This window comes from Nitrospinota bacterium (assembly GCA_035528715.1).
GTDB lineage: Bacteria > JADFOP01 > JADFOP01 > DATKYB01 > DATKYB01 > DATKYB01.
On record DATKYB010000040.1, the window covers coordinates 1 to 16710 of the forward strand.

20 protein-coding genes are annotated in these 16710 nt (G+C 37.8%); all 20 read left to right on the forward strand.

Features of this window, described 5'->3' with window-relative positions; genetic code table 11:
• Nucleotides 1-297, forward strand: a 297-nt coding sequence (locus VMW81_02645; protein ID HUU49842.1) for a hypothetical protein, incomplete at its 5' end; no start/stop codon positions are given.
• Nucleotides 298-313: 16 nt separating this feature from the next.
• Nucleotides 314-1606, forward strand: a complete 1293-nt coding sequence (locus VMW81_02650; GenBank protein ID HUU49843.1) for a hypothetical protein — start codon at nucleotides 314-316, stop codon at nucleotides 1604-1606.
• 136 nt (nucleotides 1607-1742) lie between these two features.
• Nucleotides 1743-2726, forward strand: a complete 984-nt coding sequence (locus VMW81_02655; protein ID HUU49844.1) for an FRG domain-containing protein — start codon at nucleotides 1743-1745, stop codon at nucleotides 2724-2726.
• A gap of 41 nt (nucleotides 2727-2767) precedes the next feature.
• Complete coding sequence (locus tag VMW81_02660) at nucleotides 2768-3325, forward strand: HNH endonuclease (GenBank protein HUU49845.1); 558 nt, start codon at nucleotides 2768-2770, stop codon at nucleotides 3323-3325.
• A 316-nt stretch (nucleotides 3326-3641) separates the two neighbouring features.
• Nucleotides 3642-4043, forward strand: coding sequence for a DCC1-like thiol-disulfide oxidoreductase family protein (locus VMW81_02665; GenBank protein HUU49846.1), 402 nt, complete (start codon nucleotides 3642-3644; stop codon nucleotides 4041-4043).
• Between the two features lie 166 nt (nucleotides 4044-4209).
• On the forward strand, nucleotides 4210-5139 hold the full coding sequence (cysK, locus tag VMW81_02670) for a cysteine synthase A (GenBank protein ID HUU49847.1): 930 nt from the start codon (nucleotides 4210-4212) through the stop codon (nucleotides 5137-5139).
• A gap of 5 nt (nucleotides 5140-5144) precedes the next feature.
• Nucleotides 5145-5885, forward strand: a complete 741-nt coding sequence (locus VMW81_02675) for an SDR family NAD(P)-dependent oxidoreductase (GenBank protein HUU49848.1) — start codon at nucleotides 5145-5147, stop codon at nucleotides 5883-5885.
• A 17-nt stretch (nucleotides 5886-5902) separates the two neighbouring features.
• Nucleotides 5903-7168 (forward strand): pitrilysin family protein, encoded by a 1266-nt coding sequence (locus tag VMW81_02680; GenBank protein HUU49849.1) that lies wholly within the window; start codon nucleotides 5903-5905, stop codon nucleotides 7166-7168.
• Nucleotides 7169-7254: 86 nt separating this feature from the next.
• Nucleotides 7255-8385 carry a Xaa-Pro peptidase family protein gene (locus tag VMW81_02685; protein HUU49850.1) on the forward strand — a complete coding sequence of 377 codons (1131 nt, stop codon included), beginning with the start codon at nucleotides 7255-7257 and terminating at the stop codon, nucleotides 8383-8385.
• An 88-nt stretch (nucleotides 8386-8473) separates the two neighbouring features.
• Nucleotides 8474-8983: a ferritin family protein gene (locus tag VMW81_02690; protein ID HUU49851.1), complete on the forward strand. Its 510-nt coding sequence runs from the start codon at nucleotides 8474-8476 to the stop codon at nucleotides 8981-8983.
• A gap of 124 nt (nucleotides 8984-9107) precedes the next feature.
• Nucleotides 9108-9842 (forward strand): ZIP family metal transporter, encoded by a 735-nt coding sequence (locus VMW81_02695; GenBank protein HUU49852.1) that lies wholly within the window; start codon nucleotides 9108-9110, stop codon nucleotides 9840-9842.
• Between the two features lie 137 nt (nucleotides 9843-9979).
• Nucleotides 9980-11008, forward strand: coding sequence for a zinc-binding dehydrogenase (locus VMW81_02700; protein HUU49853.1), 1029 nt, complete (start codon nucleotides 9980-9982; stop codon nucleotides 11006-11008).
• A gap of 12 nt (nucleotides 11009-11020) precedes the next feature.
• Nucleotides 11021-11953, forward strand: coding sequence for a thioredoxin-disulfide reductase (gene trxB / locus VMW81_02705; protein HUU49854.1), 933 nt, complete (start codon nucleotides 11021-11023; stop codon nucleotides 11951-11953).
• 61 nt (nucleotides 11954-12014) lie between these two features.
• Nucleotides 12015-12191: a hypothetical protein gene (locus VMW81_02710; GenBank protein ID HUU49855.1), complete on the forward strand. Its 177-nt coding sequence runs from the start codon at nucleotides 12015-12017 to the stop codon at nucleotides 12189-12191.
• 30 nt (nucleotides 12192-12221) lie between these two features.
• Nucleotides 12222-12578 (forward strand): NADH-quinone oxidoreductase subunit A, encoded by a 357-nt coding sequence (locus VMW81_02715; GenBank protein ID HUU49856.1) that lies wholly within the window; start codon nucleotides 12222-12224, stop codon nucleotides 12576-12578.
• Nucleotides 12569-13042, forward strand: coding sequence for an NADH-quinone oxidoreductase subunit B (locus tag VMW81_02720; protein ID HUU49857.1), 474 nt, complete (start codon nucleotides 12569-12571; stop codon nucleotides 13040-13042). Before VMW81_02715 ends, VMW81_02720 begins: the two co-directional genes overlap by 10 nt.
• Before the next feature lie 2 nt (nucleotides 13043-13044).
• Nucleotides 13045-13551, forward strand: coding sequence for an NADH-quinone oxidoreductase subunit C (locus tag VMW81_02725; GenBank protein ID HUU49858.1), 507 nt, complete (start codon nucleotides 13045-13047; stop codon nucleotides 13549-13551).
• 10 nt (nucleotides 13552-13561) lie between these two features.
• Nucleotides 13562-14902, forward strand: coding sequence for an NADH-quinone oxidoreductase subunit D (locus VMW81_02730; GenBank protein HUU49859.1), 1341 nt, complete (start codon nucleotides 13562-13564; stop codon nucleotides 14900-14902).
• The gene (locus VMW81_02735) at nucleotides 14899-15384 is read left to right on the forward strand and encodes an NAD(P)H-dependent oxidoreductase subunit E (protein HUU49860.1); all 486 of its coding nucleotides are present in this window, start codon (nucleotides 14899-14901) and stop codon (nucleotides 15382-15384) included. The genes VMW81_02730 and VMW81_02735 overlap by 4 nt, the downstream gene beginning before the upstream one ends.
• 21 nt (nucleotides 15385-15405) lie before the next feature.
• The gene (gene nuoF, locus VMW81_02740; protein ID HUU49861.1) at nucleotides 15406-16701 is read left to right on the forward strand and encodes an NADH-quinone oxidoreductase subunit NuoF; all 1296 of its coding nucleotides are present in this window, start codon (nucleotides 15406-15408) and stop codon (nucleotides 16699-16701) included.
• Nucleotides 16702-16710: the final 9 nt, after the last annotated feature.

Genomic DNA, 16710 nt, shown 5'->3' on the forward strand with positions numbered 1-16710 from the left:
AATCAAAATCTTTCAAAGAGTGAAAAAATGACTTATTCGGGGAAAAATTACATTATAAATACTGTTGATTTATCAGAAGACGGTGATTTAGTAGCATTTACAAGAGAAAAAAGTCTGATTGAAATAAACGAAAAACATAAACTCTATACAAAGTCCTCAAAAAATGGCTATTTAGATAGTTTGGTAAGAGACATTGCTTTTACAGAAATTGCAAATGATTATAGCGATGGTAACTTAATTATTTTTAACCAAGTCTTTAATGAAATAGCTAGAATATCTGCTCAGATATTTTCTTAATATTAAGTAATACAATATGATTGAAGATAAAGAAGATCTTTTAACGAAGTCTTTCATAAAAGGTTTTATCGAACAAAAGTTTATCCATCATTTTCCTTCTCTTGTAAATTATTCTCAAGATAAATTATTTAGAAAAATAATAATGTATGTTTCAGACTTATATATAGAGAACAGGTCTCTTGAGAATACTGCTAAAAGGTTAGAGATTGAACCAAGATTGTTGAGAGACTTTTTATTGAAGGCCGATAATTTAAATGTGATTAATTATAAATATTTAAAATACAAATCTAAGAAGAAAGATTCTAATTTAGAACTATTTGATAAAGATTACAGCATAAAAAAATTAGATAATATAAAGCTGAACTATGAATATTGGAGAAAAGAAGAAACAAAACGGATTGTAAAACTTTTAAAGAAAAGTTATTCAATTAAAGATGTTGCAAAATCAATGAATATGTCTTTTATGACTATAAGGAATATGTTATTTGCAGAATACAAATGTAATAATATTACTCAACTTAGAAAGAAATTAAAAATTAAAAGACCTCTCTCACAAAAAAAAATAGAAAAGTTAAAGAAAGTAAAGAAACTTTATGACAAACTCCATACACTACAGAAGACAGCAAATGCTTTGGGTATTACTAGAGAAAGAGTAAGACAGTTGCTTAGAGATGGGGAAAAATATGGTATTTTTAAATATGAAATATTTAGAGAAAAAAAGTTTGAGGAACTACTACAAATTTATAATAGAGATTACTTAGTTAGAGAGATAAAAACGACTATTAGTCCATCTAAAATATGCTTGAGATTAGGTATAACAGAAAGAGAATATTATAACTTATTAGAATATTATAATATAGATTCAAAAGAATATCGTAGATTAGCAAGAATGGGAAAATGGGTAGAGAAATATACTCAAATAGTTGATACTTTAGGACATCATCCTAGCACTTATGAAATGAGCACAAGAAAAGATTGGAAAACCGTTTGGTCTAAAATTACTAAATATTGGGGAAATATCGATAATTTTAGAAAAGAATTTGGAATTGAGAAGCCAAAACATAAAATTCATCCCAATACAAGACAGGCCTGGAAGAATATGATTGAGAGAAAAAAAGAAATTAAAAGGGAGAATAAAAGAAAAATGCTTGATATTATAAAGGAAGATGGTCCTATTGGTTCTAAATCTATTATGAATAAATTTGGATTTAAACGTGCCAACGTTTTAATATATATAAATGAATTATTAGAAGAAAATTTAATTACAAGAATAGGTAGTAATGTAAGCACTAAATATATAGCAAATTAAATTTTATGAATAACACAAATAGATTTTAGTTAGAATCAAATTATAAAAGAGATAAAAAATATTTATAAATTGTATATAATAATAAATATTGTTTAATTTAAATTGAGGGTTAAATTATGGAAAGAAAGGATAACAAATGAGTATTGAGAAGAAAAAATTTAATAATTCAGAAAAAGCAATTAGATTTTTGGAAAATTTAGCATTTAGCAATGATAATTATATCTTTCGAGGACATCCAAGTAGTAAATATAGGCTACAAACTACTTATTATCGGCATACTTTAAAATATTATAGTGAAGAATATAGAACTACTATTAATATTGATTTTGACATAAATACAATAATTGACAAGTTTAGAACTGGTCTTGTAAGAAACGATATACCAATTCCTTTTGATGAGGTAGAGTTTAGAGAGAATCAAGATTGGCTTGAATATGCCCGTCATTATGGAGTCCCTATTCCTTGTCTTGATTTTACATACTCCCCATACATAGCCTTATTCTTTGCTTTTAATGAATTACATATATCTCACAAAGAAAAAGGCATAGAAAAGTATGTGGTTGTATATGCTTTAAATTTAAATTCACTTTCTTTTTGGTGGTGTAAATTAGACCTTGAAAAATTGAAGAGAAGGTTAAATAAAGAGTCAAAAGAGTTAACAAAAAAAGATTATGATAGAAATTTAAGAGATTGCTTAAATGCGTTTTTAAATCCTAATCTTGAAAGAAAGTTGGGTCACCGTTTTCCTGAGAATGAAATAATATTTATTCCTTATCCAAGTAGATATAACAAAAGAATGCAGAAACAGGCAGGAGCGCTGTTATATGATACCTTAAATCACAAAAGTTATGATTGTGAAGACTTAGAAGGAGTTTTAGAAAACATAAAAGAAACACCTGAAGTTTTACCAGATCGTTCTGAAAAGATATCTAACACTTTAACAAAAATATTCATAAATAAGAAATGTGCTAAAGATGTATTTCAGAGGTTAGAATTAATGGAAATAAATGGAGGAAAATTATTTCAGGATGAAAATGGAGTAAGGATGGACGTAGTTAATACATTTCACTATAGCCCCAAAACAAGCTATTTAAGAGATATTTCTCTCTATAAATATTAAGACCTTAAAAAAATTATATTACTAATTAATTTAATAGAATTATGGTCTTTTCTGAGAATATAAAAAAGGAAGTAAGAGAAAAATCAGCTTTTCAGTGCTGTATTTGTCAATCTGTAATACCAGATGTTCATCATATTATTCCTCAAGAAGAGGGGGGTTCTGATACAATAGACAATGCAGCTCCTTTATGTCCAAATTGTCATAGGCAACTTGGTAATAATCCTGATCATAGAAAAGTGATTATTCAAGCAAGAGACTGGTGGTATAAGGTTTGCGAGAAAAGGTTTTCGAATGATAGCGAAACTTTTGAAATGATTAGAGAGATCCATAAAATGCTTCAAAATGTTCAACTTACCAATACAGAGCTGGATGATTTAAAAAAGATATTGAAAGATATGAATGATAAAAATATTGACAATTTAACGGATAAAACAAAATTTGTAACAGCATCAAAAGTAGTTAAAGCATCAACCTGGTCTCAAGAAGAATCCGATGATGATTTTACATATTCAACTTATTGTAAACGATGTGGCTATCAAGCTTTTGGATGGAGACATCGTTCTGAAAAATGCCCAGATTGCGGCAACATTATTGAATAATTCATTTTGAATAAATTATTCAACTCTTTTCGTTGATTCCCAAAAATTAGAAATTTAAAATTATATTTGACAGTATAATTTAATTAGGTATTAACTTCTCTTTCCACCCTTTTGCTTTTTAGGGATTTTTCCAGAGAATGAGGAGAAAGAGGGAGGGTGTTTGAACGAAGAGAGTTTCCTTCCTCGCCGAATGAACGCAGAAAAATTCCGTAAAGAAAAGCAACGGGGCACCCTTCTTTAGTTACCTTTCTTGGGTGTGCAAGAAAGGTAAAAAGGATTTGCTTTTACCCCTCCTTTCGCCTATCCTTAAAAAATCATGAATAAAAAGCCGATTATCATATTTGACGGGATATGCAAGCTCTGTAATTTCGCTATCGATTTTATCCTTAAGAGAGATCAAAAAAAGGTCTTTATTTTTTTACCCAACCAAGTTATGGCAGGTAAAAAGATTCTTGAGAGATTCGAAATAAAAGATTTGGAAGTAAAGTCCGTCTATCTTATTGAAGATAATGAGATTTATCATCAGTCCACTGCCATTTTGCGTATCTTGAAAAGGCTCTCCTTCCCGTGGAATTTAGGCTATGTCTTTATTGTTATTCCAAGACCGATTCGAGATTTTATTTACAATATCATAGCCAAAAATCGATACCAATGGTTCGGAAAGAGGGATGTCTGTAGAGTTTTAAGCGAAGAGGAAAAAGGTCGTTTTCTCCTCTAAAACCCTTTTTGAATTTCAAATCAATGTTATCTATCAATGTTAATCTTTGACACTTCTTAAGTTTGATAATAACCTTTATTATAATAACAGCAGAAAATTTTGTATTTTTCTGGAATATTTGAGAGTTTTTTGATAATAATTTTAATAATAAGCAAAGGAGAAACCAATGGGAAGGATATTTAATGATATAACAGAGACCATTGGAAGAACACCTCTGGTCAGGTTAAACAGGATAACCAAAGATATAGAAGCAACAATCGTGGCAAAGCTTGAGTTCTTTAACCCCTTACACAGCGTAAAGGATAGAATCGGTGTCAGCATGATTGAGAGGGCTGAGCGGGATGGATACATCAATAAGGATACGGTTATTATTGAACCGACGAGCGGAAACACAGGAGTGGCTCTTGCCTTTGTGGCTGCTGCCAAGGGATACAGACTCATTTTAACCATGCCTGAGACCATGACCATTGAGAGAAGAAAGATCCTGAGGGCACTTGGAGCAGAGCTTGTTCTAACCCCTGGTCCAGAGGGTATGCCAGGCGCAATAAAAAAGGCTGAAGAGCTTCAAAAGGAGTATCCTCATTCATTTATGCCCCAGCAGTTCAAAAATCCAGCCAATCCTGAAATTCACAGAAAAACCACAGCAGAAGAGATATGGAATGATACAGATGGGAAGGTGGATATTTTCGTATCAGGGGTTGGGACAGGGGGAACCATTACAGGGGTTTCTGAGGTAATAAAGAAGAGAAAACCGTCTTTTAAGGCAATTGCAGTGGAACCAGAGGCCTCACCCGTCCTCTCAGGCGGAAAGCCTTCTCCCCATAAGATTCAGGGTATTGGTGCGGGTTTTGTTCCTGATGTCCTAAACAGGGATATGATTGATGAGATCATTCAGGTGAGCAATGACAATGCCTTTGAAATGGCAAAGAGGCTTGCAAAGGAAGAGGGTATCTTTGCAGGAATCTCCTCAGGCGCTATTTTATGGGCTGCACTGGAAGTGGCAAAGCGAGGGGAGAATAAAGGAAAACTAATTGTTTTTGTTGTCTGCGATACAGGGGAGAGATATCTGAGTACTCCAATAGCAGAGGAAGCTTAAGTCATATGGACCTTAAAGATAAGGTAGCTTTGATAACAGGAAGCTCCAGGGGATTGGGTAAAGGGGTTGCGCTTGCCCTATCAAGGGAAGGTACTAAGGTGGTTATCAATTACCACAGGGATGATGGCCCTGCAAAGGGTGTTGTTGAAAAGATAAAAAGGGATGGGGGAGAGGCAATCTCCATAAAGGCAAACGTTACCAGACCAGAAGAGGTGGAGAGGCTGATATCGGAAATAAAATCAAAGTATGGAAGGCTCGATATCCTTATCAATAATGTCGGGCACTTTTTATTCAAAAAGGTCACGGATTTAAGCATAGATGAGTGGAAAAGTTCACTCGAGAGCAATCTCAACAGCGTCTTTTACTGCACGAAATACGCCCTCCCATTGATGGTGGAAGGTGGATGGGGGAGGATTATCAATATCGCCTTTGCAAGGGGAGATTTGATCTATGCAAAGCCAATGACAACCCCCTATGCCATTGCAAAGGCAGGGGTTATTCTCTTTACCAAATCAATAGCAAAGGAGGTTTTTGATAAGGGGATAACGGTGAATGTGATCTCACCAGGCACAATTGACAAGAGAGAAAAGGAAGGGGATAAGCTGGAGAATATTCCAAAAGACCTCTCTCCTGATAGCCTTGTTAAACCTTCGGAAATTGCTGAAACCATACTTTTTCTCATTTCAGATAAGGCCTCAAAGATAACAGGGGCAAATATTACAGTGAGTGGTAGTTGGAATCTATAAATAGAGGAGTAAGAGGAATGTATAAAAAAGATACCTTTGATAATAGGCTTCGGTTTATTACGATTCCCATGAAAAATACCAGTGCGGTTACTGTCCTCATCTTTGTTGGGGCTGGATCGAGGTATGAAAACAGGAGGACAAGCGGTCTCTCACACTTTTTAGAGCATATGTTTTTTAAGGGAGGGAAGAAGTATCCTGACACAAAGGCGGTTTCAGAGGTCATTGATTCTGTCGGGGGTGATTTTAATGCCTTTACCAGCAAGGAATTTGTCGGATATTACGTGAAGGTTGCTTCAAAGCATATTGACCTGGCAATGGATGTCCTTTCAGATATGTTGATCGAGGCCAAGTTTGAGGCAAACGAGGTGGAGAAGGAGGGGGGGGTAATTATAGAAGAACTCAATATGTATCAGGATATGCCCGTCTACCTTGTTGGAAACGATTATGAGAGGCTTATTTTTGGAGACCAGCCCCTGGGATGGGATGTTATAGGAAGGGTAGAATCTATAAAAGGACTCAAAAGGGAAGATTTCCTGCAATATAAGAAGGACCTTTATACCCCTGATAACATTGTGTTAACGATTGCCGGGGATTTTAAATATGATGAGCTAAAGAAGAAGGTAGAGAGATACTTTAAGTTTAAAGATGGAAAAAAGAGCTATAGTTTTGAGAAGTTTGATAAGGAGAAAATAGGGGGCAGGGTATTTTTGAGGAAAAAGGATACAGAGCAGGTTCATCTCATATTGGGTGTAGAGAGCTATCCCCTAGACCACCCTGATTATGAGACGTTGCAGGCCATTGGTATTATTCTCGGGGGGAATATGAGTTCAAGGCTCTTCTTATCCCTAAGAGAGGATAAGGGTTTAGCTTATTACGTAAAGACCGGAAATACAGAATATCTCGACACTGGAAATATGTCAACCAGTGCTGGAGTGGATATTAACAGGATTGACTTATCAATCAAGCTCATCATGGATGAATATGAGAGGATTAAGAATGAGGGGGTTGATGAAAAGGAGTTAGTAAAGGCCAAAGAGTATTACAAAGGCAAAATGATCCTTCGGTTAGAGGATTCTAAGGACGTTGCACAGCTCATAGGGATTCATGAGCTTTTATTAAACAGGATAGAAACCCCTGAGGAAGCCATGGAAAAAATGGACAGGGTGACGACAAAAGATATCAAGAGGGTCTGTGAAGATATCTTTAAAAAAGAAAACCTAAAACTTGCTTTGATCGGTCCTTATGATGATAGGGAGAGATTTGAAAAGCTCCTTCAAAGTTAATAATATGCTCATCACTTTTTTTATCTCTTTGAGACCAATTGAATCTGAAAAAAATTAGCTTTTTTTTGATATAAATGGAGGAAGGTTTGGAAGAATATGATGCTATAGTGATAATTGCATCGAGTGAAAAGGACTCAAATATCTACTATGCTTCTGGATTTCTCGCTCCTGATCCCTTTATATTCCTTCAACTCCCTGATAAGAGAAAGATTTTGGTAATGAGCGATCTGGAGATAGAGAGGGCAAAGATACAATCTAAGGCAGATGAGATTTTATCTTCAGCTCACTACATCCAAAAAGCCAGAGAGAAGGGAATAGATTATCCGAGTCTTTTAGATGAGCTCCATGAGGTCCTTTTGGAGCTTCATTTGAAGCATTTGCTTGTGCCGGAAAATTTTCCCATTGGCTATGGAGATTTCTTAAGAAAAAAGGGGTATAAAATTAAGTCTAAAAAAGAGCCATTTTTTGAAGAGCGGCTTATCAAGACAGAAAAAGAAATAGAAATAATCGCACAGGTTTTAAAAAATACTGAAGAGGTCTTTGGATTGGTCGTGGAGGAGATAAAAAAAGCCAGAATTAAAGATAATATTTTATATAGAGGAAAAGAACCTCTTAAATCTGAGGATATAAAAAGATTAATCAACGAGGAGCTCATGAAGAAACAGTGCGTTGCCCAGCATACCATTGTTGCCTGCGGTGATGATGCCTGCAATCCTCACAATATGGGCAGAGGTGTGTTAAAGTCGGATGAAGCCATTGTTATCGATATTTTTCCAAGGTCTATTGAAACAGGCTATTTTGCTGATTTTACAAGGACGATTGTTAAAGGAAAGGCATCAAGGAAACTAAAAAAGCTGTATGATACGGTTTTTAAAGCGCAAGAGAGGGCCTTAAAACTTATAAAAGACGGTGCCTTTACAGATAAGATCAATAAAGCTGTCCAGGAGGTCTTTAAAAAAGCGGGGTTTAGGACTGGTGAAATCAATGGAAAGGTTCAGGGTTTTATTCATGGGACAGGTCACGGGGTTGGACTTGATATCCACGAGCTACCCAGAATTGGAAGTATTAGGGATAGACTGAAAGAGGGAAATGTGGTTACTGTGGAACCGGGTCTCTATTATTATGGGATTGGGGGTGTGAGGATCGAAGACCTGGTTGTTGTGAGAAAGGATGGTTGTCAGAATCTAAGTTCTTTTCCTAAGGAGCTCATCATATAGATGAGATTTCTCTTTGAGTTTTAGCTCCTCGCATTTATTATTAACAATAGAGACTTTAAATGAAGAAAATTTTAAAGGAGAGCCTTTTATGGAAAAAACCCTTCAAATCATAAAGACAGCCATGAAAATGGAAGCTGAAGGAGAAGAGTATTATAAGGCTGCTGCTGAAAAGACCAAAGACCCCAAGGGAAAAGCCTTTTTTCTTGTGCTTGCCAAGGATGAAAAGGAACATAAAAAGCTATTTAGCGATATCCATCTCTCTTTAAACGAAGAGAAGAAGTGGATGTCCATTAAAACCCCCCTTACAAAAAGGAGAGTAACACCTTCCTCTATCTTTGATAAAAAAGAAGTAGGAGGGATGAAGGGGGACCCTGATGATATCAAGGCCCTTTTGGTAGCTATTGGGAAGGAGAAGAAAACCATTGATTTTTATAGAAATGCGATGGATGAGATAGAAGACGAGGATGCCAAGAGATTACTTTTAGAATTGATTGATATAGAAGAGGGGCATCTCAATATCCTTAATGGGGAGCTTAATGCTCTCACTGATTCAGGATACTGGTTTGATTTTCCAGAATTTACTGTAGAAGGGATGTAAGAGAAAACATTTAACTTTCTTTGATTTCATTTCCTTATTTCTTTCCTCATTTTCTAAGTTTTTTATTCAAATCATATATTCATCTGTGTTATTATAATTTTTCTTATAAAAGGGAGATATATTCATGTCAAATTTCTTTCTCGCTATTATCTTTGGTTTTGTTGCTGCGCTGGCAAATCTTTTAGGGGGATTGATTGTTTTTAAAAAGGAGTGGAGCCATCTTTTTTTGAGGTATTTTGTGGCATTAGGTGCAGGGTTTATGTTTGCCGCAGTAATCCTGGAGATGATTCCGGAGAGCATTCGACTGACAAAACTTGCCCCCATCCTGATATTACTGGGCTACATAGCGGTTAACTTTATGGAGCATGCCATGTCCCATCATATAGATATTGATGACGCAAAACACGACGGAATCATGTTTCACTCTTCTGTGGGCACATTTGCCTTTGCAGGACTTCTTTTGCACAGTTTTTTTGATGGGGTGGCTATTGGTTCAAGCTTCATCATCAGCACCTCCCTTGGAGTCATTATCTTCATGGCCATGGCTCTCCATAAAATACCAGGGGGCTTTACAGTTGCTTCTATACTCATAGCCTCAGGAAAGAGTAAAGGGAGAGGCTTGGGAGCAGCCGCTGCATTAGGAATCGCGACAATTGTAGGGGTTTTCAGTATTTCGTGGGCTTCTTTTCTGGTAGCATATGGCCTCGCTGTAGCAGCAGGGGTTACGATCCACGTAGCGGCCTCAGACCTCATCCCTGAAATAAACCAGCACAGGGATTTAAAGACATCATCTATGGTATTTTTAGGTATTTTCTTATATTTTATTACCGATCTTTTATTGGAAAAGTTTTTATTATAGATGATTCAATAGAAATAATTTTTCACCTTGACATCTTGTAATATTTATCTATTATTTAACAATGATATAACAGAAAATCCTTATATTTCAAATTGTTAAATTCCTTTCATTTTACTAAATTTTTAGAGGGCTGAGTCATGAAGGCCATTATCTTTTATGAGCATGGCGACATTGATAAGCTCAAATATGAAGATGTGGATACCCCAAGTATATCTCCAAACGAGGTCCTTGTCAGGGTAAAGGCATGTGGTCTTAACCATCTGGATTTACTGATTAGAAGCGGTAATCTGGGATTAGAGATACCTCTTCCCCATATAACCGGTTCAGAGATCGCTGGAGAGGTCGCTCGGGTAGGCTCGGATGTTAAGAATATTAAAGAGGGGGACAGGGTCGTAGTTGATCCGTGGTTTAGGTGCGGGGAGTGTATCAACTGTTTTTCAGGAAGAGACCATTTATGCTCCTCGAGTGATATTATCGGGCTCTTTAGCAATGGAGGTTTTGCAGAGTATGTCAGGGTTTCTTCGAGGAACATTATCCCCTTACCAGAGGGCTTGGACTATAATGATGGTGCTGCCATTACTCTGGCTACCCTTACAGCCTGGCATATGCTTATTAAAAGGGCAAAAGTGAGATTGGGAGAAACCGTTCTTGTTTTGGGAGCAGGGAGTGGTGTGGGAAGTGCGGCTATCCAGATTGCAAAGCTTTGCGGTGCAAATGTGATTGCTGCGGCTGGGTCTGAAGAGAAATTAGAAAAGGCCAAGGAGCTCGGTGCAGCAGAAACGATTAATTATAAAGAGAAAGATTTTTTAAAAGAGGTGATGAGGCTGACCTCAAACAGAGGTGTTGATCTGGTCTTTGAACATATTGGTTCAGATACATGGGAGGGGAGCATGGGGTGTCTAAAAAGAAGAGGAAGGATTGTTACATGCGGAGCCCACAGCGGTGCAACAGTAAATCTCAACCTCTTTCATCTCTTTTTAAACGAGAATACGGTCTTGGGCTCCTATGGAGGAACAAGATCTGAGCTCTTAAGTATCTTGGAGATGGTTAAGAGGGGTGCTCTTAGGCCTGTAATTTATAAGACGTTCCCTCTTAAAGAAACAAAAAAAGCCCAAAAGATCATGGAGGAGAGAAAGCAGTTTGGTAAAATCATCATTAATCCATAGAAAGAAGGTATGATGAAAAACATTATTATCATAGGTTCAGGCCCAGCCGGTCTTACAGCAGCCCTTTATACCTCCAGAGCAATGCTTGAGCCACTGGTTATAAGCGGCCTTGAGCCAGGAGGACAGCTTACAACGACAACTCAGGTTGATAACTATCCCGGCTTTCCAGAAGGAGTCTTAGGCCCTGATCTCATGGAAAATATGAGAAAGCAGGCAGAGCGTTTTGGGACAGAATTTGTAAATGGTGCAGCCACAAAGGTCGATTTATCATCCATGCCATTTAAGTTATGGGTAGAAGATAAGCTTTTTGAAAGCAAATGCTTCATTATTGCCTCAGGCGCCTCTTCAAGGCTTCTTGGTCTTGAGTCAGAAAAGAGATTAATGGGGAAAGGTGTCTCGACATGTGCCACGTGTGATGGTTTTTTCTTTAAAGGTAAGGAGCTGGTTGTTGTAGGAGGAGGGGATTCTGCAATGGAGGAATCTCTCTTTCTGACAAAATTTGCAACCAAGGTTAATGTTGCGCACAGAAGGAACGAACTCAGGGCCTCTAAGATAATGCAGCAAAAGGCTTTTGACAATGAAAAGATTGACTTTATATGGTCCAGTGTGGTGGAGGATATCTTAGGGACGGATGAAGGGGCTGTTAGGGGAGTGAAAATAAAAAATGTTGATACAGGAGAGATTTTCGAAAAGGAGTGTGAGGGGGTATTCATTGCCATAGGCCATATTCCAAATACCCAGTTATTCAAAGGTCAGCTGGAGATGGATGAGAAGGGTTATATTTTTACAAAGAATGGCACAAAGACCAGTGTTCCCGGTGTATTTGTAGCTGGAGATGTTCAGGACCCTAAATACAGGCAGGCAGTGACTGCTGCTGGATCTGGTTGTATGGCTGCTATGGATGCAGAGAAGCATCTTGAAGAATTGCATGCAACCAAAAGCTAGAATATCTTTGGCCTTAAAATTCAAGGAACTCCTTTAATTTTTTAGAAAAGGGAAATCGATTATGGAAAAAAAGAAGGTTATTTGTTGTGTTTGTGGAGAATTGAAGGAGCTAAAGGGTATCATGTGCGAAACATGTGCTGATAGGATAAGGGAAGATGCAAGGGGGGGGAAGCGCAAAGAAAAGAAGGATGCAAAAAAAGAGATAAGGAGAGAGGGGATTCCTCCCAAGGATGATTAGTCCTTTAAATTCTAAGCCATTTACTCTTTCATGTTATTAAAGTTCGCCATCATATTATTGATGTTTCTCATTGTAGGGGCAATCGTTGGAACAATAATCTTGCTCGCCTCTATTTTGGGTCCAAAAAGAATGACTCCTACCAAGGCAAAACCCTTTGAGTGCGGTCACGAACCCATTGTCCAGCCTGAGGGGAGATTCTCCATTAAGTTCTTCATTATTGCCCTCCTTTTTGTCATCTTTGATATAGAGATATTCTATCTTTATCCATGGGCTGTTATCTTTAAAGAGCTAGGCTTTATAGGTTTTGTTGAGATGTTCATCTTTCTCTTTGTCTTGATCGCAGGATTTGTCTATTTATGGAAAAGAGGGGCTTTAGAATGGGAGTAGAGAAGACTTTGGATAAAAACATCATCTTATCGAAGCTTGATAGGGTGCTAGGTTGGGCAAGGAAATATTCTATCTTTCAGTATCCCTTTGTTACGGCATGCTGTGGCATGGAATATATGTCTGTTGCTTGCTCGCACTTTGATATCGATAGATTTGGAGCAGGTTTTCCTCGATTTTCCCCAAGACAGGCCGACCTTTTAATGGTTGTTGGTACGATAAGTCACAAGATAGCTCCTATTCTAAGAACCGTCTATGAACAGATGTGTGAGCCAAAATGGGTGATTGCTTTTGGGGTTTGCACATGTACCGGTGGATTCTATAACAATTATGCTACGGTTCAGGGAATCGATACGATTATTCCTGTAGATGTCTATATCCCAGGTTGTCCCCCAAGGCCAGAGACAGTATTGGATGGACTCATAAAGCTTCAGGAAAAGATTCAGAATCAAAAACAGGAGATTTAAGATTGAAAGAAGAGGGTTCTGTCTTTGAAAAAATAAAAGAGAAATTTCCTGAAGGTTTTATCAGCCGACACTCTTTTCGTGGTGATGATACGTTAATCATTCATAGAGAATATCTCTACAGAATCGCTGAATTTTTAAAAGAGAGTGAAGAGTTTCGATTTAATATCTTAATGGATCTAACAGCTGTTGATTATCTTGGGAGGGGTTATCGATTTGAAGTTGTCTATCATCTCTATTCCATGGATTTTAATAAAAGGGTTAGGTTAAAGGTTCCTCTCCTGGAGAGAGAAGCGGTTGTTGATTCCCTTGTACCCCTTTGGTCGTGCGCTAATTGGTATGAAAGAGAGGTCTGGGATATGTTCGGGATCAGATTTAATGGACACCCTAATCTAAAAAGAATCCTCCTTTATGAAGAGTTTAAGGGTCATCCTCTAAGAAAGGATTACCCCATTGATAAGAGACAGCCCCTCATTGGTCCAGGGAGTAAGGAAGATATAAACAGAAAATGATGAAAAGATTATGGAAACAACAACTAAAGAATTAAAAACCAAGCATATGTTTCTCAATATGGGCCCGGCCCATCCAGCCATGCATGGGATTATAAAGATAGTATTGGAGCTGGACGGCGAGACAGTAATCAATGCTGATATAGATATCGGGTATTTACACAGGTGTTTTGAGAAGCACTGTGAAAATGGAAACTATATGCAGGCTATCCCTTATACGGATAGGTTGAATTATGTTTCACCCCTTATCAATAATGTGGGATATGTCATGGCAGTTGAGAAACTCTTTGGAATTGAGGTTCCAAAGAGATGTCAATATATCAGAGTTATCATGAGTGAGATATCGAGAATTACAGATCACCTGACCTGTATCGGAGCTTCTGCCATGGAACTGGGTGCCATGACAGTATTTCTCTATATGATGAAAGCCAGAGAATATCTTTATGATTTAATAGAGGATGTAAGCGGTGCAAGGATAACCACCTCCTATACCCGAATTGGCGGAGTAAAGGCTGATTTGCCGGATGACTTTAAAGAAAAATGCAGAGAGGCCCTTAAGGAGTTGAGAAGCGTTTTGGAAGAGGTCCACAGGCTCTTAACCAAAAACAGAATTTTCGTTGACAGGATGAGAGGGATTGGAAAGATATCCCAGGAATTTGCCCAATCGTATGGGATAACCGGTCCGTTTCTTCGCTCAACAGGCATAGGTTATGATGTCAGGAAGGCAAATCCTTACCTTATTTATGACAGCGTAGAGTTTAAGATACCAACTGGGATAGAAGGGGATAATATGGATAGATATCTTGTAAGGATGGAAGAGATGGAACAGAGCTCTCGGATCATAGAACAGGCCTTACGGGATATTCCTGAAGGTTCTGTAAGAGTTGATCTTCTGGATAGAATTATTGAGTCTTCAGAGATGATTGATTTAGCGAAGATGGGCAAGACAAAAGAGCTAATTCTGACACATTCTAAAGTGGCACCTACCTTGGAAGGTTCTGAAATACAAAGTCATTTCAGGGTAAATGTGGATAAAAGGACCATCGTTATCCCATCAAAACAGGATACCTATAGCAATATTGAAGGTCTCATGAATCATTTTATGTTAATCATGTACAAGGATGGAATGCAACCACCAGAAGGAGAGGTCTACTTTCCTGTTGAGGGGGCAAATGGGGAGCTGGGTTTTTATATCGTCAGTAACGGAACCGACAGGCCGCACCGTGTAAGAGTCAGACCGCCCTGCTTTCCCATTATGGCGGCCTTTCACGAAATCATTCAAGGAGATATGGTTGCAGATATTATACCAACCTTTGGATCTGTGAATATGGTAGGGGGAGAATTAGACAGATGAAAAAGGAGATAAGGTTTTCTGAAGAGGCTCAAAGAAAATTGAAAGAGATACTCTCCATCCATGCCAAAATCAGAAAAGAGTCAAGCATTCTGCCCGTTTTATCGTTAGCTCAAGAGGAATTTGGATATATCTCTCAGGAAGTAGAGGAGTATGTAGCAGATTTATTAGATATTCCAGTGGTTAAAATTCATGAAGTTGTTACCTTTTATACCCTCTATAACAAAGAGGAGGTAGGAAAATATTTTTTACAGGTTTGCAGAAACCTCCCCTGCACTCTTTCTGGCTGTGGTGAAATTATTGATTATCTTTGTGAAAAACTGGGGATTAGAGTTGGTGAGACAACCCCAGATAAAAAATTTACGCTTGTCACCGTAGAGTGTTTAGGGGCCTGTGATACAGGGCCTAACATGATGATCAATGATGTCTATTACAGAAGATTGAGTAAAGAGAGGATAGACGAGATCCTTGATGAATTGGAGTAATTTTTAAGAAAAGATATATCAATGGAAGAAGACCTCAGGATATTAACAAAAAATATCAATATTGAAGGATTTACAGGGATAGATATCTATCTCTATTCTGGAGGATACAGGGGATTAAGAAAGGCCTTAAAGGAAATGAGCCCTGATGAAATTATTGAGGAGGTCAAAAAATCCAACCTAAGGGGTTTAGGAGGAGCGGGTTTTCCTACAGGCGTAAAATGGACTTTTCTCCCCAGAGAGACGGATAAACCGAAATATCTGGCAGTAAATGTCGATGAGGGAGAGCCTGGGACCTTTAAGGATAGGTATCTCCTTCTTAATAATCCGCATCTGTTTTTAGAGGGGATTATCATAACATGTTATGCCCTCGACATCCATGTGGCCTACGTATATATAAGGGGTGAATATACAAAACCTGCAAGGGTTTTGCAAAAAGCGATTGAAGAAGCTTACAGAGAGGGGATTCTTGGTAAAAACATCTACGGAAGGGGATTTGATCTCGATTTGATTATTTATAAGGGAGCGGGTGCCTATATATGTGGAGAAGAGACAGCGATGTTGGAATCCTTAGAGGGCAAAAAGGGGTGGCCTCGATTAAAGCCTCCATTCCCAGCCCTAAGGGGTTTGTTTGACTGTCCCACACTGGTCAATAATGTCGAGACCCTGTGCTTTATCCCTATGATTATAGATATGGGAGGAGAGAAATTTGCAAGGCTAGGAAGGGAAAAGAGTGGAGGGACAAGGCTTTTCAGTTTAAGTGGACATGTAAATAGGCCGGGATTATATGAATTGCCATTAGGGATTCCCTTAAGAGAGATTATTTATGAATATGGCGGAGGAATCAAAAATAACAACAGGTTAAAGGCGATTATTCCCGGGGGTTCTTCTTCGCCTGTGTTGAAGGCTGAAGAAGTAGACGTGAATATGGATTTCGATTCAATAGCAAAGATAGGCTCCATGCTCGGCTCAGGGGCTATCATTGTTATGGATGAATACACCTGTATGGTTGAAGCACTTTACATACTAATCAGATTCTATGCCCACGAGTCATGCGGCCAATGTACCCCTTGTAGAGAAGGGTGTGGATGGATGGAAAAAGTTCTCAAAAGAATTTTAAAAGGGGATGGCAGGATTGGAGATACAGAAAACCTCTTAAGGATAGCGGCTAATATTCTAGGCAATACTATCTGTCCTTTGGGAGACGCAGCAGCTCTGCCTGTTCAAAGCTTTATCAACAAATTCAGACATGAGTTTGAATATCATATAAGAGTCAAGAAATGTAATATTGAGTCTAAGTACCCTTTTTTTATTGATTAAATTTTGAAG

What these genes read in the sequence shown, in the direction of transcription:
- VMW81_02655 (HUU49844.1), top strand. Translation starts at nt 1,743, where the DNA reads ATGAGTATTGAGAAGAAAAAATTTAATAATTCAGAAAAAGCAATTAGA.
- VMW81_02720 (HUU49857.1), top strand. Translation starts at nt 12,569, where the DNA reads ATGGGAGTAGAGAAGACTTTGGATAAAAACATCATCTTATCGAAGCTT.
- VMW81_02710 (HUU49855.1), top strand. Translation starts at nt 12,015, where the DNA reads ATGGAAAAAAAGAAGGTTATTTGTTGTGTTTGTGGAGAATTGAAGGAG.
- nuoF (HUU49861.1), top strand. Translation starts at nt 15,406, where the DNA reads ATGGAAGAAGACCTCAGGATATTAACAAAAAATATCAATATTGAAGGA.
- VMW81_02730 (HUU49859.1), top strand. Translation starts at nt 13,562, where the DNA reads ATGGAAACAACAACTAAAGAATTAAAAACCAAGCATATGTTTCTCAAT.
- VMW81_02675 (HUU49848.1), top strand. Translation starts at nt 5,145, where the DNA reads ATGGACCTTAAAGATAAGGTAGCTTTGATAACAGGAAGCTCCAGGGGA.
- VMW81_02665 (HUU49846.1), top strand. Translation starts at nt 3,642, where the DNA reads ATGAATAAAAAGCCGATTATCATATTTGACGGGATATGCAAGCTCTGT.
- VMW81_02650 (HUU49843.1), top strand. Translation starts at nt 314, where the DNA reads ATGATTGAAGATAAAGAAGATCTTTTAACGAAGTCTTTCATAAAAGGT.
- VMW81_02660 (HUU49845.1), top strand. Translation starts at nt 2,768, where the DNA reads ATGGTCTTTTCTGAGAATATAAAAAAGGAAGTAAGAGAAAAATCAGCT.
- trxB (HUU49854.1), top strand. Translation starts at nt 11,021, where the DNA reads ATGAAAAACATTATTATCATAGGTTCAGGCCCAGCCGGTCTTACAGCA.
- VMW81_02695 (HUU49852.1), top strand. Translation starts at nt 9,108, where the DNA reads ATGTCAAATTTCTTTCTCGCTATTATCTTTGGTTTTGTTGCTGCGCTG.
- VMW81_02680 (HUU49849.1), top strand. Translation starts at nt 5,903, where the DNA reads ATGTATAAAAAAGATACCTTTGATAATAGGCTTCGGTTTATTACGATT.
- VMW81_02690 (HUU49851.1), top strand. Translation starts at nt 8,474, where the DNA reads ATGGAAAAAACCCTTCAAATCATAAAGACAGCCATGAAAATGGAAGCT.
- VMW81_02700 (HUU49853.1), top strand. Translation starts at nt 9,980, where the DNA reads ATGAAGGCCATTATCTTTTATGAGCATGGCGACATTGATAAGCTCAAA.
- cysK (HUU49847.1), top strand. Translation starts at nt 4,210, where the DNA reads ATGGGAAGGATATTTAATGATATAACAGAGACCATTGGAAGAACACCT.
- VMW81_02735 (HUU49860.1), top strand. Translation starts at nt 14,899, where the DNA reads ATGAAAAAGGAGATAAGGTTTTCTGAAGAGGCTCAAAGAAAATTGAAA.
- VMW81_02715 (HUU49856.1), top strand. Translation starts at nt 12,222, where the DNA reads ATGTTATTAAAGTTCGCCATCATATTATTGATGTTTCTCATTGTAGGG.